Origin of the sequence: Microcoleus sp. B4-C1, from assembly GCF_036705285.1 — a bacterium.
Taxonomy (GTDB): domain Bacteria; phylum Cyanobacteriota; class Cyanobacteriia; order Cyanobacteriales; family Microcoleaceae; genus Microcoleus.
On sequence record NZ_JAUBUC010000127.1, the window covers coordinates 1 to 15,584 of the forward strand.

The 15,584-nt window shown below is 42.5% G+C and carries 12 protein-coding genes; 7 read left to right on the plus strand and 5 right to left on the minus strand.

What is annotated here, in order from left to right:
• Window positions 1-99: 99 nt before the first annotated feature.
• The 3 genes from QUB26_RS29240 (at window position 100) to QUB26_RS29250 (ending at window position 7,512) form a co-directional block, all read left to right on the plus strand.
• On the plus strand, window positions 100-4,200 hold the full coding sequence (locus tag QUB26_RS29240; protein ID WP_333320827.1) for a WD40 repeat domain-containing protein: 4,101 nt from the start codon (window positions 100-102) through the stop codon (window positions 4,198-4,200).
• Window positions 4,201-4,209: 9 nt separating this feature from the next.
• The gene (locus QUB26_RS29245; protein WP_333320829.1) at window positions 4,210-6,141 is read left to right on the plus strand and encodes an ABC transporter ATP-binding protein; all 1,932 of its coding nucleotides are present in this window, start codon (window positions 4,210-4,212) and stop codon (window positions 6,139-6,141) included.
• Window positions 6,142-6,891: 750 nt separating this feature from the next.
• Window positions 6,892-7,512, plus strand: a complete 621-nt coding sequence (locus QUB26_RS29250) for a Uma2 family endonuclease (protein ID WP_333320831.1) — start codon at window positions 6,892-6,894, stop codon at window positions 7,510-7,512.
• Window positions 7,513-7,725: 213 nt separating this feature from the next.
• Here the strand turns inward: QUB26_RS29250 and QUB26_RS29255 are convergent, their stop codons facing one another.
• Window positions 7,726-8,148, minus strand: coding sequence for a hypothetical protein (locus QUB26_RS29255; RefSeq protein ID WP_333320833.1), 423 nt, complete (start codon window positions 8,146-8,148; stop codon window positions 7,726-7,728).
• Between the two features lie 293 nt (window positions 8,149-8,441).
• On the opposite strand from QUB26_RS29255, the gene gnd reads away from it, so the two are divergent.
• Window positions 8,442-9,896 (plus strand): decarboxylating NADP(+)-dependent phosphogluconate dehydrogenase, encoded by a 1,455-nt coding sequence (gnd, locus tag QUB26_RS29260; RefSeq protein WP_333320836.1) that lies wholly within the window; start codon window positions 8,442-8,444, stop codon window positions 9,894-9,896.
• Window positions 9,897-9,956: 60 nt separating this feature from the next.
• Here gnd and QUB26_RS29265 read toward each other — a convergent pair whose 3' ends face one another.
• Both QUB26_RS29265 and QUB26_RS29270 read right to left on the minus strand, forming a co-directional pair.
• Window positions 9,957-11,441: an alpha-amylase gene (locus QUB26_RS29265; protein WP_333320838.1), complete on the minus strand. Its 1,485-nt coding sequence runs from the start codon at window positions 11,439-11,441 to the stop codon at window positions 9,957-9,959.
• Window positions 11,442-12,422: 981 nt separating this feature from the next.
• Complete coding sequence (locus QUB26_RS29270) at window positions 12,423-12,734, minus strand: NAD-dependent epimerase/dehydratase family protein (RefSeq protein ID WP_333320840.1); 312 nt, start codon at window positions 12,732-12,734, stop codon at window positions 12,423-12,425.
• A gap of 279 nt (window positions 12,735-13,013) precedes the next feature.
• On the opposite strand from QUB26_RS29270, the gene QUB26_RS29275 reads away from it, so the two are divergent.
• The 3 genes from QUB26_RS29275 to QUB26_RS29285 all read left to right on the plus strand — a co-directional run bounded on the left by QUB26_RS29275 (window position 13,014) and on the right by QUB26_RS29285 (window position 14,409).
• A complete protein-coding gene (locus tag QUB26_RS29275) occupies window positions 13,014-13,511 on the plus strand; it encodes a restriction endonuclease (protein WP_333320843.1) in 498 nt (165 codons plus the stop codon).
• Window positions 13,512-13,583: 72 nt separating this feature from the next.
• Window positions 13,584-13,997, plus strand: a complete 414-nt coding sequence (gene arfB / locus QUB26_RS29280; protein ID WP_333320846.1) for an alternative ribosome rescue aminoacyl-tRNA hydrolase ArfB — start codon at window positions 13,584-13,586, stop codon at window positions 13,995-13,997.
• A gap of 172 nt (window positions 13,998-14,169) precedes the next feature.
• Complete coding sequence (locus QUB26_RS29285) at window positions 14,170-14,409, plus strand: hypothetical protein (protein WP_333237694.1); 240 nt, start codon at window positions 14,170-14,172, stop codon at window positions 14,407-14,409.
• Window positions 14,410-14,532: 123 nt separating this feature from the next.
• Here QUB26_RS29285 and QUB26_RS29290 read toward each other — a convergent pair whose 3' ends face one another.
• Window positions 14,533-14,802 (minus strand): helix-turn-helix transcriptional regulator, encoded by a 270-nt coding sequence (locus tag QUB26_RS29290; RefSeq protein WP_333237692.1) that lies wholly within the window; start codon window positions 14,800-14,802, stop codon window positions 14,533-14,535.
• 234 nt (window positions 14,803-15,036) lie between these two features.
• Entirely contained in the window at window positions 15,037-15,318 is a 282-nt protein-coding gene (locus tag QUB26_RS29295; RefSeq protein WP_333237690.1) for a helix-turn-helix transcriptional regulator, read from the minus strand.
• Window positions 15,319-15,584: the final 266 nt, after the last annotated feature.

The window sequence follows — 15,584 nt, forward strand, 5'->3', positions numbered from 1 at the left end:
TTCTATCATATAGCGGAGGGCGAAAAATTTTGGCTCTTATCATACTTTTAACCATTTACAAAACCGGGATGCTCCCTATGTATTAGCCATGATGGAAAAGTGATCGCTTGTGGAAGCACTAATAATAAAATTACATTATGGAATTTAGATAGCGGTCAACTCATACGCAGTATTGAAGGACATTCAGCTTGGATTCAATCTTTAAATATTACTTCAAACAACACAACCTTAATTAGTGGAAGTCGTGATGGTGTTGTCAAATTTTGGCAATCCAAAACTGAAGAAGTCTCTTCAAATCAATCAGGTTCAGTTTTGGGTACAGGTTTACTAGATGTAGCAGCTACTATAGCGGGATTTTCATTAGGAGGGCCTCTAGCTGTAGGGGCTTGGGTTTTAGGTAGAATTATTGTTGCCGGAGGAGATAATAAAGATGTTCCTGTACTACCTCTTCAAACTCTTCAAAATTTAGAATGTACCAAGACTTACCCAAATAATCAATCAATTAATTCTCTAGCTTGTCATGTCAACCAAAATATACTTGTAGTAGGTTTTTCCAAAAACCTTAAAGTCTTTGAGTTAAAAAATAATAGGATTATCTACACTGAACCAGAACAGCCTGGTTTTATTAGCTCTGTAGCCATTAATTATGACGGAAAAACTCTTGCTGTGGCAGGTAAAGATTGGGTAAGATTGTTGGACACAAAAACAGGAAAACCCCTCCATGCTATTAAGGGATGTTCTTATCCAAAACTAAGCAATATTGTTATTTCTGAAATTCCGCAAGCACTCCTTTGTGGTCAAACCCAGCATTTTACTGTTAAAGGTTTAGACCAGAATAATAGAGAGATGAGCCTTAACAATAAAGATGTTAAATGGGAAAGTACCGGCGGTAAAATCCAACAGGGTTTATTTACAGCAGGTCATAGGCAAGGAAAATTTGAAGTTAAAGCAAAAATAAGTTTTTTTGAGGCTTCTGTCACAATTACTATTATTGATATTCCTCGAAAAATTACTTATCTTTCTATTACTCCCCCTCGCCTTACTTTAGATTTTGGTAAAACTCAACAATTTACAGCACAAGTTTTAGATCAACAAAGAAATCTCATGCAGGAAACTGTATTATGGGAAGTAAATGGAGGTGGAACGATTGACCAAAATGGCAATTTTATAGCGGGAGAGAAGCAAGGAAATTTTGAAATCAGAGCTTCAGTTAGTTCAATTCATCAACTTGTTTTCATTACTATTATTGCACCTCCGAAGCTGACAAAACTAATTATTACATCTTCAATATATCGATTAGAGTTTGGGCAGACTTTTCAGTTTCAAGTTAAAGGAGTAGATCAGTATGGTGACAACATACAAACTGGAGCAATTACTTGGTTAGTAAGTAGTGAATGTGGAACGATTGACCAAAATGGCAATTTTATAGCTGGAAGCAAGCAAGGAGATTTTGAAGTTAGAGCTTCAGTCAGTTCAATTCGTGGAGTTATCCCAATTACGATTATTGCACCTCCGAAGCTAACAGAAATAATTTTTACATCCTCAACATCTCAATTAGAGTTTGGTCAGAGCTTTCAGTTTGAAGTTCAAGGATTAGATCAGTATGGTAACAACATACAAACTGGAAAAGTTACTTGGTTAGCAATTAGTGGAAACATTGATAATCAGGGCATATTTTATGCGACCGACCGAGAAAAAAGTGTTATTATTAAAGCAAGTATAGGGACAATTAACACTTGCACAGAAGTTAAAGTTTACGAACCTTCTCGGTTAACATTCATAGAGATTTTCCCTTCATCTGTTATTTTAGAGCCAGGACAAAGCCAAAAATTCAATGTGGTTGCTTTAAATCAACGAAGTGTAGAAATATCTGTCAGCGATATTGAATGGAATGCAACAGGCGGCTTCATTGATCAAAATGGCAATTTTTGTAGTGGAGAACAGCAAAAAGGTGATTGTCAAGTAACCGTTAATGTAGGACATTTAAGCGCTAACGCTGAAGTTACTGTTACTCCGGTTCTGAGAGGGCTAAAAATATCTCCTGAACAGGTAGAAATTAAACCAGAAGAAGAATTTACTTTAACTGAATTAGATCAGGTTGGCGCTCCTTTAGAAATAACGAATGTTAGACGGACAACTACGGCTCGTGGATCAATTACCGATAAAGGAGCTTTTAAAGGCGATTATAAAAAGCGCGAAGTTACTGTAACCCCAAAATTAGGAAAATTTAGCGATACAGCTAAAGTTATTCTCCTGCCTGTTTTAAGACGTTTAGAAGTTCAACCTGGTTTTGTTTATCTTAAATCAAGCGAACATCAAACATTTGTTGTTAAAGGATTCGATCAGTTCGGCTCTCCAATCGCGCCCGGTGAGGTTTATTGGGAAACAACAGGAGGTAAAATTGCTCAAGATGGTACATTAACTTTTACTCAGAATGAGCAAGGCTATTTTCAAGTAACTGCAACCTCTCAATTAGCTCCCAAGTATACACAAGAGATAAGAAAACTCTTTTTATATACTGGAATTTCTAGCAGAATAATATCTTACTTGATTTCTTATCAACCGCTGCTCCAAGAGATGTTTGCTTTAGATTCAGGTTCAACAGAGCCGGAAGAACACTTAGATGATTCAAGATTAGATTCAGTTTCAACAGATACCGATGAACACTTGGATGATTCAATAGTGGATGAGACACAATTAGATACAAATACAAAGACAGTCCAAGAGACGGATATTATAGTTGAAGCTGACGAACAACTAGATATAGAGAGAGATAAAACAACAGATATTGATACAATTGTAGATACAAATGTATTAGATTTTTTTACAGCTTTAGAAGGGTGGTTTTTGAAAAAGCTGCGAAAGCTAATAGCTAGGGTTTTCTTCTCTATCAGTCGTTTGTGTTTGAGTGAAGCGAGTGCACACTTAAGCGCTTCTGCTGATGTCTTTGTTTTGGCTGTTGAATACAATCCCTATAAATATTTTAAATGTCTTAATGTCCTTAATGGTCATTTTGATAATGATTTTGATTTTGATTTTGATCGTTATCATGGATATTATGGATATCATGAATTGATTCATACTTCTTTGGCTATTACACCAGATGGACAGAGACTTGTTAGTAGTCGTTGCTGGGGCGATACCATAAAAATCTGGAATTTAAACACTGGAGAGTTAATTAGTACACTGGAAGTTCCTCAACACTATATTAATCCTGTTGCTATTACTCCAGACGGGCAAACACTTATTAGTGGGGGTGCGAATAGCACCATAAAAATTTGGGATTTAAAGACGAACGAGTTACTACACTCTCTACATTGTTCAGATGCAGTTTATTTAGTGGCCATTACACCAGATGGGCAAAAATTTATTACTTTTGAGGATAAAAATATTATTCAAATATGGGATTTAAACACCCAACAAATCTTAAAAACATTTCATATTGATTGGAGTAATACTAACAAAATTGTTATTTCTCCTGACCAACAGAGAATAATTGTAGCAAGTCAAAAAATTATCAAATCCTATGATTTAATAACTGGAAAATTGCGAACTATTATAGGATGTGATTTAGGATGGATTTATGCTTGGGCTATTACACCGGATGGTAAAACACTCATCAGTAGCCATAATAACAACACGATTAAAATATGGGACTTAACGAAGAAATATCCAGAAGTTCGGCTAACTTTAAATAGTTCTGCTATAGTGTGGGATCTTACACTTACACCTGATAGTCAAAGAATTGTATCGGTTGGACATGACAATGGCGATTATGAGTCGTTTATTGAAATATGGGACTTAAATACTGGACAAAAACTTCACTCTATAGAAGAGTATTTCACCAGCTATATAGAAGAGCATTTCATAGGCTATATCAAAGAGAGTAGTGATGCAAAAGTCTGGCATTTAGCCTTCTCAATCCTTAAAGAGAAAGGATTACATACAACGCCATCATTAGTTATGCAAGTTATGAAAGTTTTGCAAGCTATGGACAGTGGCATATTGTCACACAGAAAGAGTCATCGAACGCCATCATTAGCTATAGCTATCCAAGTTGTGCAGGACTACCTAAAAGAGTATTTTTCCCGCGCTAATAGAGTTTCTTGCCTTGCAATTACCCCAGATGGAAAACAAATTATTACTGGTCACGGTGATGGAACTATTCGGATATGGGGAATCCCAGAGTTTAGTCGGTAAGAATAAATCGTGAAAATCACCTTTGTTACAATATACCGTCCGGGGATGAGTAGACCCGACACCTACCCACAAACTATGCAACCCATCCAAATTACCACCTTCCAAGCTTTGTGGCGCAGCTTGGGCCTGATAATCAAAGCCGCACCAATAGAACTCCGCAATTTAATAATACTCAACATCATCGGCGGTGCTGCCCCATCTGCCGTGCTTTTTTTAGATAAATTAATCATTGATGAAGTATCTCGGTTGCTGTCGCAAACCCAAACAGCACAGCCCTTTGCTTTGATGCTTTCCCGGCCAATATTGCTGTGGAGTATTGGCGGAGTCTTAAGTCTCAAGTTAGTCGGTGATGCCCTAGACACAATGAACTCTTTTGTCGCGACATCTTTGCGCGATCGCGTTCAAGGCTTTGTCGAAGGAAAAGTCCTTGAAAAAGTCGCCAATTTCGACGATATTGCCCTCTTTGAAAACCCCGAACTATTAAATATAGTAGAACTAGCCAAAACCGGAGTATCCAAAATACAGCAACTAGCATTTACCATCAGCATGACCATCACGGGAATTTTTATATTTATTCCATCGATAGGTCTTGCTGCTGCGATAGCTTGGTGGGTGCCAGTGCTGATGTTAATCTCATCATCTCCCTCAATTTATACCCAAAGAAAATATAGCCGAATCATCTGGAGAGTTCAAAGAAAGCAAGCTAAAATCAGCCGCGAAATGAACTTATCCAGTCGAGTCTTGACGGGCGAAGAATACGCTAAAGAATTGCGTTTGTTTGGCTTGCAGGAACTTTGGCTCAAACGCTGGCAGGGTCAGTTTTTGCAATTTTTTAGCGAGATGCAGCAAATCCGAAAAAAAGGAGCTTTTGTTGTACTTTTCTGGTCGATGTTTAGTAGAATTGGAGTGGCTTTGCCATTTATTTATGTGGTAATGGGAGCATTGGGAGGGCGCTATACTTTGGGGGATGTGGCGCTTTATTCGGGTTTGATTGTCCAAGTAAAGCAAAGTTTGCAGATACTGATTAGCACTTCTACTAATTTGTACGATATCTCTCTCAGCGTTAGTCCCATTTTTCAACTTTTGGAACTCCAACCAGAATTGCAGTCTCCGCTTGTGGATGTAGCATCTCGCCTGCCTAGTTTACCAGATGGCGGGCAAGATTCCCCCCCCACAAAAGATAAAATTGGCATCGAGATTAAGCATCTATCTTTCTGCTATCCCGGTAGCAATAAAAGCACAGTCGAAGATATCAACTTAACGATTAATCCGGGTGAAATGCTAGTGCTTGTTGGTGAAAATGGCGCGGGTAAAACCACCCTTGGCAAACTCCTCGGTCGCCTGTACGACCCGACAAGTGGTACGATCGACTGGAACGGCAAAGATTTGCGATCGTACTCTCTAGCATACGTGCGATCGCGCATCGCCGTAGTCATGCAAGATTACGCCCGTTTCCCCTCCACAGTCCGCGAAAACGTTGGTTTCGGCGACTTGCTTTCACTCTCGGATGACAGCGCAATTAACGAAGCTATTTCTGAAGCAGGAATTGCAGCTAAAGTCAACAGTTTAGAGCAAGGTTTAGAGACACCGTTGGGGAAACAATTAGAAGACGGCATCGACTTATCCGGGGGACAGTGGCAAAGAATTGCGATCGCCCGCGCCTTAATGCGGCTTTCTACAGCCGAAGTGCTAATTTTTGACGAACCAACCGCCGCCCTAGACCCCAAGACAGAACACGAAATTTACAGCATCTTCCGCCAAATAGCCGCCGGAAAAACAACCATAGTCATCAGTCACAGGTTGGGGTTGGCCAAAATTGCCGATCGTATCGCCGTCATGGAAAACGGTAAAATAGCAGAAATAGGAACTCACGACGAATTGATAGCAGCAAACGGAATTTACTGCTCAATGTTCACCCGTCAAGCTAGCAGTTATATTTAGAGTTAAACAAACAGTCCGCCGGGGGTTAAAACCCCTGTCTCATAGCGAAAGTCGGTTTTAACTCACATCTTGCACCATTCTCAAGAACAGGCAAGATGCCTGTTCCACAAAGAGTGAATTTTCTTGTGGAACAGGCATCTTGCCTGTTCCTAAAAAGCTTATTGAGAATGGTGCAACATCTCAGTTTAAACCGACTGGGGAGATATTGCAATGCTTGTTCAAAAAAGTGTCTTTCAGTCCTCTTTGAGAGGACTTTTGCTATGAGACGGGGGTTTTCAACCCCCGGCGGACTTGTGGGTTAGCGTGGGGAATTCGGCGCGGGTGATTGTGATAAATTATCGCGGATTTGCGATCTAATTTCTCTCGTTAGGTGGCGATAAACCGAGTTTCTGCGACAATTTTCAGTTGAGTACGAGAAATATCGGAAGAAATCCGGTTTCTGGGATGATTGTGCGAGATAGATTTATGATAGATTAATCTCATTTGTTTTGTGGCAAAGTCTCGATCCCCCCTAGCCCCCCTTAAAAAGGGGGGGACAAAAGTCAAATACAAATTCCCGCTTCTTAACGAGGGGATAAAAGTTCGATTCAAAGTCAACCCCTACTCCCCTTCTTAAGGGGGATTTAGGGGGATCTAGCCTTCGAGGTAAAGCAGAGATACCTGTTTTACTGTTGAATGCGATCTTTTTGAGAAAATTGTCAGAAAGTGCGAGCTATAATAAAACCAACCTAGTTGGCGATAATATCAACGATGGAAACTATAACTCTCAACCTACCTGCCGCCGTCGCTTTAACCGACGAACAATTTTATCAATTGTCCATCGCTAATGAAGAGTGGCGATTAGAACAAACCCCCGAAGGAGAACTAATTATTATGCCTCCAACAGGCGGCGAAAGCGGCATCAGAAATTCCGATTTGACTACAGACCTAAATTTGTGGAATCGTCAGACTCGATTGGGAAAAGTCTTTGACTCTTCCACTGTCTTTCAATTACCCAACGGTGCGAAGCGTTCCCCTGATGCTGCTTGGGTACTCCTAGAACGTTGGGAAGCATTATCCGCAGAAGATAAGCGCAAATTTCCTCCCCTGTGCCCGGACTTTGTAATAGAATTGCGTGAAGCGAAGCTATCCCGTAGGGAATCGCAAACTGATTCCCTAGAAACATTGCGGGCTAAAATGCGGTATTATCGAACTAACGGCTGTCGCTTAGGTTGGCTAATTGACCCGCAAACGCCTTTAGTAGAAATTTATCGGTTGTCTGAAGAGGTAGCAGAAGTGATTAATTTCTCTTTTGACCAACCGCCTACACTTTCGGGTGAAGATGTACTTCCCGGATTTCTTCTAGATATTACACCTATTCTCAATCCTTGACTCTCTCTCCATTTTCTTTAGTTGGCTGGCGAGAAACCGGGTTTCTGCGACAATTTTTGGTTGAGTACGAGAGATATAGGAAGAAACCCGGTTTTTGGGATTCACTGCGTGGCGAGAAACCGGGTTTCTGCGACAATTTTTGGTTGAGTGCGAGAGATATAGGAAGAAACCCGGTTTCTGAGATTCTTGTGCCTCCAAAAAGTCGATCGCAAATTATCTCCCCGTCAACGTATCCGCATAAGGATCGGGCAAAGCTTGCTGCACCTCCAAAAGCGGCAAAGGATCTCCAGTCAACGGTTGGCTAATCAAATTTTTTTTTAGCCCATCCCCCTTGCGATCGCGCTCTTGCAGCTTCAGCAATTCCTCTTGATAAACAGCAACAATTCGCCCTAAACTCAGCACCAAATCATCCCAATTATCATCTCCCACCAACTTCTCAGAAATTCCCTCAAATAACTCTCCCGCTTGCCTTTTTTGGACATAAGCTTTCAACAGCTTTCCCGACTTTTGCAAAACGGCCTGATAAATATCCCCATCCGACCACCACAGCCCCTGTTGACTCAGCAGCCAAGTCAAAATATACTCGCGAGCGTGTTGCTCCTTCACCCAGGCCGCGAGATACTGCAAATCTTCCATAGTTACAACAGTCTCCTAAAATTTCCTTAAAATGTCCGCTTGTTTGTATCTACCGTTACCGCGATCGACATAATACCTGCCTTATCATCACCTGCCTGCGTCATTAATATCCCTTAAATCTTAAAAAAACCCTACTGATTTACCAAACAGCAATTCTGAGAATATAAAAATAAACCTGAACCTCCTAGGTCTATTGTCCAATACTTTTAGTCCACCGGAAAGCGCTACACCCCGCCTCGCTTTCCTCTCTCGCAAATCTATCCTCAAGCGGGAACAACCAGCGGGTTATTAGCATGACAAAGCAAAATTTTGGTTTAATCGGTCTAGCAGTGATGGGCGAAAACCTCGCGCTCAACGTCGAAAGCAGAGGCTTCTCCGTGGCTGTGTACAACCGCACAGCAGCTAAAACCGACGAATTCATGGCCAAACGCGCCCCCGGCAAGAACATTGTAGCCGCCAAGACTCTGACAGAATTCGTCGATATCCTAGAAACCCCGCGCAGAATCTTAGTCATGGTGCAAGCGGGGAAACCCGTAGATGCAGTCATCGACCAGCTCAAACCCATGCTGTCACCGGGCGACATGATTATTGACGGCGGCAACTCGCTATACGACGACACCGAACGCCGCACCAAAGATTTAGAATCGATGGGACTGGGATTTGTTGGCATGGGCATCAGCGGCGGCGAAGAAGGCGCGCTCAACGGTGCTAGCATGATGCCCGGTGGCACGCGCACTGCTTACGGCCTACTAGAGCCAATTCTCATCAAAATTGCGGCTCAAGTAGATGACGGCCCCTGCGTCACTTTCATCGGCCCTGGTGGCGCCGGCCACTACGTGAAGATGGTTCACAACGGCATTGAGTACGGGGATATGCAGCTCATTGCTGAAGCCTACGATTTGCTCAAAAACGTTGGTGGATTGGACGGCAAGCAGTTGCAGGAAGTTTTTGCCGAATGGAATACCACAGACGAACTCAACTCGTTTTTGATTGAAATTACGGCTAATATTTTCAAGTACAACGACCCGGAAACTAAGCAACCCTTAGTTGAGGTAATTATGGACGCAGCCGGTCAGAAAGGCACGGGCCGCTGGACTGTAATGAGTGCTTTAGAATTGGGCGTGAGCATTCCCACAATTATCGCTGCTGTGAATGCGAGAATCATGTCTTCTTACAAAGACGAGCGCGTCCACGCTGCCGAAGAACTGACGGGCCCTACCGGCAAGTACGAAGGCGATACTAAAGAGTTTGTGAACAAAGTCCGGGATGCGCTTTACTGCTCGAAGATTTGCTCCTACGCGCAAGGTATGGCACTTTTGAGCGCGGCCTCGAAGTCGTACAACTATGACTTGAGTTTGAGCGAAATTTCCCGAATTTGGAAGGGGGGCTGTATCATTCGGGCTGGATTTTTGGACAAGATTAAAACAGCTTTCAATGACGATCCCGATCTGCCAAATTTGCTGTTAGCGCCGGAGTTCAAACAGAGCATTCTCGATCGCCAATCAGCTTGGCGGGAGGTGTTGGCTACTGCTAGCACACTGGGGATTGCAGTGCCAGCATTTAGCGCCTCGCTGGATTATTTCGACAGCTACCGGCGCGCTCGATTGCCGCAAAACCTCACGCAAGCTCAGCGTGATTATTTTGGGGCTCACACCTACGAGCGCACCGACAAACCGCGCGGCGAATTCTTCCACTCAGAGTGGACGCAAGTTTCTGAAGAGTCGCTGCAAACCGGTAGTGGTGATTAATTAATTTTTGTAGGGTGCGTTTCGGCGCACCTTACAAATAGACAATCAGATTACTGCCAACTAATCTTTTTCCTGAACCCACACGGATACTGAACCGCCTTGACAGCGAAACTCGCCCCAACCCCACTCGTTAGTAGAAACAGGTTCCTTAATATGCCCTGTTAAATCCACAAACTTAGCATGAGGTTTACCAACTTCCATCCACTTGAAACCCTCCGGGCCGTCACTCATAATTACTGCCATTGCCTGTGGATGTTTCCCATCGCCCAATCTCGTCCAGCCAATGGTATTCCAATGATCGAAATAGTCATATTGAGGGCCGTAGGCGAAGTGTTTGCGAGCATGGAGAAACTTGTCAATTAGCGATCGGTGAGAGGGCATAAAAATCTTATACCGATTGCCATCACGCCCCCAATCTTCATATTCTGCACCGTAATAATCGCCGTAGAAAACGCAAGGATAACCTTCTCTTCGCAATAGAATAATCGCATACGCAAGAGGTTTAAACCACGGTTCTACAACAGATTCAAGTGCTTGCAGCGGTTGGGAGTCGTGGTTTTCGACAAAGGTTACTGCATGAGCCGGTTGCTGCTGCATCATTGTACCGTCTAAGATGCGCCGCATATCGTAGTTACCGCCCTGTTGGCTGGCGTAATGAAAGTTGTAATGCAGCGGCACATCAAAAACTGACATTTTGCCCTTAACTGAACCGACATACCAGTGCAGAATATCGATATTTGGTGCCCAATACTCACCGACAACAAACAAATCTTTGCCGACATATCGCTCCATTTCATCCAACCATTCCGCAAAAAACCAAGACGATATGTGTTTGATGGCATCTAAACGGAAACCGTCGGCACCTGTTGTGTCGAGATACCACTTACCCCAGCGTGTAATTTCATCTCGTACCCATTGATCCTGGAAATCCAGATCGCACCCCATTAGATATGCAAAATTGCCATTTTCTAGGGCAACATAGTCATCAAAAATTCTCCCTTCTACCAAATAGACTGTGCCGCGATCGCCTGGATTGTATTCGTTGTAGTCTACTGCGTCAAAATGCCACCAGTGCCATTCAAATTGGGAATATTTACCTTGGCGTCCGGGAAAGTTAAAATTGGTGTAGCTTTTGATTTCTTGCAACCCACCTTTGGGATTTAGCCGATTGTTTTGAGGATAAGGAGTTGCCTTAAATATCTCTGCTGCATCTGCACCAATTTTGTGGTTGATAACTACATCGGCATAGACTTGAACCTGAGATTTGTGCAGGGCTGCGATCGCATCCAAATATTGCTGCTTAGTACCATATTTGGTGCGTATTGAACCTTGTTGGTTGAATTCTCCCAAATCAAATAAGTCGTAAACCCCATATCCAACGTCGCTTTTCCCGCCAATTCCTTTGTAAGCTGGGGGCAGCCACAGTGCCGTAAAACCCGCATCAGCCAATTCTTTCGCTTGATTTTTCACCTCATCCCACAGGGTTCCTCGATCGGGAATGTACCAGTGGAAATATTGCATCATCGTGCCGTTGATATCTGCCATTTTGCACCCTTGCCTTGAGATCATACTGATAATTTAAGCCTATCTTAGGCTACAGCATTGCCAATTGTCACTGTATGAATCGCAGTAATTTTTGCTAGAACTCAGGTTTGGGTGTGATTAAAGTTTTGTTGCAGTTCTCTAATCTAAAATCCCTTGACGTTTGTTTTCGAGATAGCTTTTAATATATTCGTCGTTAAAGAGCGATCGCCTGACTCTTTGAATAATACTTGAACTTGAGTGCACACAAACAGCCCAAGTCCAAGTTATTCAAGTTCAAAGCAAAGATTACCGGGAATCAAAACTATTCAACCAGCACTCGATCCTCACGTATCAACCGTTTGCTGCAAACCCTCTCGGTAGCTGGCATAGCGTGGAGTCCACCCAAACTGCTTGCGGAATGAGTCGCCCCCAACGGTAGTAGAAAGCTTTAACAAATCCACTTTGATTTCAGCAGTTAAGGGTTGTCATCTGGCAAAAGGCTGAACTAAGTAAATCAACGTAATTAAACCTAAAACTCTCTCCATGTTAGAGCCCCGACTTCTTTAATAAGTCGGGGCTCTGGGTATTCTGTTTGTTTGAAGTGGGCCTACTTACAGGCTATCAGGCTATTCAGTTTTAGGATTGGACCGGACGCGTTGGCGAAGAGCAAGAACATGGCTAGTATTAAGTTTACGAACTCTAATTTCATAGCTTTTTTCCTCCTTTGTTTTCCTTAGTGGGAGACTGGGTTTTCCTTTTCCGTAGCTCAATAGCCACATAAACAATCGCTCTAGCAATATGCGCCATGCTCTCAGCCTTCGCCAATTCATCCCTCCCTTCCGGGAAGAAGCTTTTGGATCTCAGAAACAAAAAAATTGGTTTGTTTTGATCCTAATCATAGATTAACGAACCTATACACTTATTTTAAAATGGTTTTCATGGATTGAGTAGCGATTGAGTAGCGTGATAACCGAACATTGCTAGCGGGAAATAATTGGTAATTTAAGCTTCTGTAAACCACTTGTTGAGGGGTGACAACTCTTGCCCATCGCTTAGCAGCGTATTTGCCAGTTGCGGGGTCAGGTTCACCACCACATCTGCATTGGTGGCCAGAATCGCATCCCTGAGTTCAACAGCATTGGATGGATCAGTTTCTACCGCTATTCCGCCGTGGGAACGCACGGTTGCTGCACCATCTTTGTCCTGCGTCAATCCGGTTACTTTGTGTCCCTGCCCTACAAACTGCCGGACGGTTTCTTGTCCGAGTTCAGTATCTGCACCTGTAATGACAATGCTCAGCTTTGTGTCTGTCATGTATTTTGATAACGTGTCTTCTATATGCTTACTATTTCTGACCGCAGTGGCGCGACCCTCTATTGATAGAAAAAGTAGTTATTTTAGAGATCAGTTGCTGGTAATTTTTCTACTGAATACCCAGATCCCCGGCTTATTAAAGAAGTCGGGGATCTAAAAAAGACGATTTTAGGTTAAATTTCTCAGTAATTAAGATCACAATGTGCTTGTGATATTGGTAGATAAATATACTGAGGAAATGTGGTATAATAAATAATCCTTTTAAATCAATGTAATATTATGTGGCCTTTTATAGTAGGAGGCGCTGCCGTTGCCGTTGCTATTGCAAAATCGGTAGTTGATAGATGGAAAGAAGAAGAGAAAGAAGAAGAGAGAAAAGAAGAAGAGGAAAAAAAACGTTTATTAGACAGTGGAATTTTGGAAGTAGATGAAATGACAGGGAAAGAGTTTGAAAGATTTCTAGATGTCCATTTTAGAAACTTTGGTTATGGTGTTACTTTAACTCAAGATAGTCAAGATTATGGGGCGGATTTAATTTTATACAAAGATGGATCAAAAACAGTGGTTCAAGCGAAAAGAAGCAAAAATCCAGTTGGGATTAAAGCAGTTCAAGAAGTAGCAGGAGCCGTCAGACATTACAAAGGAAATAAAGGCCGAGTCATCACCAACAACAGATTTACCGAAAATGCTTACAACCTTGCTGAATCTAACGACATAGAGTTATGGGATAGAAAAACGCTCATCGAATTCATCCTGACAGCTAAGAAGTGTAAATAATTTATCTCCCCAAGTAAGTTATATATAAAAGATGCACTGCTTTCCCATCATCTTTAACCTCACTGATGAATCATGCTGCAAATTTCTAATACTGTGTTCATTCCCGATCGCGAAATCGAGATTAGTGCAATTCGCTCTCAAGGCGCAGGGGGGCAAAATGTAAATAAGGTGGCGAGTGCGATTCACTTGCGCTTTGATATCCCAGCTTCCTCATTGCCCGATCGCTACAAGCAGCGTTTGTTGCAAATCAACGACCAGCGCATCACCTCTGAAGGTGTGATTGTCATCAAAGCGCAGGAACACCGCAGCCAGGAACAAAACCGGGAAGAGGCTTTGAGACGGCTGCAAGAACTGATTAAAAGTGCGATCGTCATACCGAAAAGGCGCAAACCCAGCAAAGCAACTCGTAGTTCCCAGCGCAAGCGTCTCGACAGCAAAACCAAGCGAGGGCAGATTAAAGCTTTGAGAGGGAAAATTACGGAGTGATTGATATAGCAATCCTTGCAGGAGTCGTAAATTTTTGACCCCACCCCAACCCTCCCCTTATCAAGGGGAGGGAGTAAGAAATTCACAAATGATTTAGGATGGCTATAATATCAATTCCTATTAAAATTAGGATATAATTGTAGGTGATGATTGTTAATTTTAGGAAACAACCATGACAACTACTACAAGTAACGAGCCGACGCTGGGGGATGTTATTGAAAAGCTAGACAAGCTATCGGCTGAAGTTGAGAAATTATCAACTGATGTTGAGAAAACTAATGACAAAACAGACAGATTCAATGACAAATTTGATAACTACCAGAAAGCTACCCAATGGGTTGTGCAACTTGCTTTCACTTTGATTGCAAGCGCCACTATCACGGTGATTATCACTTCTGTTCTCCGTAAGTAATACCAAATCCTACTTTAATATCCTTTTTATAACTTGCTTGTTAGATGCCCGACTTCTTGAAGAAGTCGGGCATCTAATCTGCTTTTTTAGGTTGGTCTAATTAGAACTAAGCAACAAAAGTTGTCAGTCGGGATTTGGTGGGCCTAAGTCGTTCGGTAAATCGTTAAGCGTTTTTCCCAAAGCTTTGCAAAGAGCTTTCATTTGAGCAATGGTCAGTTCGGGTTCGTCTAGTCCTCGTTCCCAGTTACTGATTGCTTGTTGACTTAGGGTTTTTGCGCCCGTTTTGTCGGGAATTTGTTTTGCTAAAGCGGATTGCGATAAACCCACAGCCTCCCGCAAGATTTGCAGTGCTGGTATATCTTTGGACTCTTGAGTTTGTTTCTTTCGGGGCATATCATGGGAAATCTACAAGCAAACTTGTTGACAACCGGGAGGTTTACAAGTATCCTTGTTAAAGATAGAGACAACAGAAAGGCGGCTGCTTTAGCCGGACGGTGGAAACGCTTTGGTTTAGCGAGCTGCCTTATTTGTAGTTTCTACCCATTATGCCTGCATACCCTTAGTATTTTCCGGGCTTGGGTGCATGACTCAAGCCCCTTTCCCTAGACTTTTCCGAACCCCTGCGGGTTAGTTGTCGTTCGAGGAGGGCTCACGACTTGGTAAGTCATCGGGAATTTTGGTTACGTCTAATCCTAAAAGCTCAAACATAGTTTTTAGAGAAACCTGGTACAGGTTAGCCATAGCAAGTATGTTTTCAGCATTAGGTAGAGCCTTGCCTAATTCCCAGTCAGCTTGTCTTCGCTCGGAAATTCCGATTTTTTCTTTGACTTGAGGGCGTGTTAGTCCAGCTTGTTCTCTGAGTAGTCTCAATGGAGACTTCTCCTTTTCTTGTAAATCTTCTTCTATCATAGGACGAAATATTCATGATGTAAACGTCTTGACAAGGACTTGAATAAGACGTAAACTTCATGTTGGTAGGCAAAACAAAGGCGGCCGGGCGAGCCTCCAAGGTCAAAATGCAGGTTTGAAGAACCGCCTTATTTGTTGTGTCTATCAATTATGCCTGCATACCCAAGCGTATTTTCGGGGGTTGGGCGCATAGCTGGTAAAAGTATAGTCATTTATAGACATGGGAGGCTTCAAGTCCCTCCCCTTTCACTTTTACTTTGAGCGGA

What these genes read in the sequence shown, in the direction of transcription:
- QUB26_RS29250 (WP_333320831.1), top strand. Translation starts at nt 6,892, where the DNA reads ATGGAAACTATAACTCTCAACCTACCTGCCGCCGTCGCTTTAACCGAC.
- QUB26_RS29255 (WP_333320833.1), bottom strand. Translation starts at nt 8,148, where the DNA reads ATGGAAGATTTGCAGTATCTCGCGGCCTGGGTGAAGGAGCAACACGCT.
- gnd (WP_333320836.1), top strand. Translation starts at nt 8,442, where the DNA reads ATGACAAAGCAAAATTTTGGTTTAATCGGTCTAGCAGTGATGGGCGAA.
- QUB26_RS29265 (WP_333320838.1), bottom strand. Translation starts at nt 11,441, where the DNA reads ATGGCAGATATCAACGGCACGATGATGCAATATTTCCACTGGTACATT.
- QUB26_RS29270 (WP_333320840.1), bottom strand. Translation starts at nt 12,734, where the DNA reads ATGACAGACACAAAGCTGAGCATTGTCATTACAGGTGCAGATACTGAA.
- QUB26_RS29275 (WP_333320843.1), top strand. Translation starts at nt 13,014, where the DNA reads ATGTGGCCTTTTATAGTAGGAGGCGCTGCCGTTGCCGTTGCTATTGCA.
- arfB (WP_333320846.1), top strand. Translation starts at nt 13,584, where the DNA reads ATGCTGCAAATTTCTAATACTGTGTTCATTCCCGATCGCGAAATCGAG.
- QUB26_RS29285 (WP_333237694.1), top strand. Translation starts at nt 14,170, where the DNA reads ATGACAACTACTACAAGTAACGAGCCGACGCTGGGGGATGTTATTGAA.
- QUB26_RS29290 (WP_333237692.1), bottom strand. Translation starts at nt 14,802, where the DNA reads ATGCCCCGAAAGAAACAAACTCAAGAGTCCAAAGATATACCAGCACTG.
- QUB26_RS29295 (WP_333237690.1), bottom strand. Translation starts at nt 15,318, where the DNA reads ATGATAGAAGAAGATTTACAAGAAAAGGAGAAGTCTCCATTGAGACTA.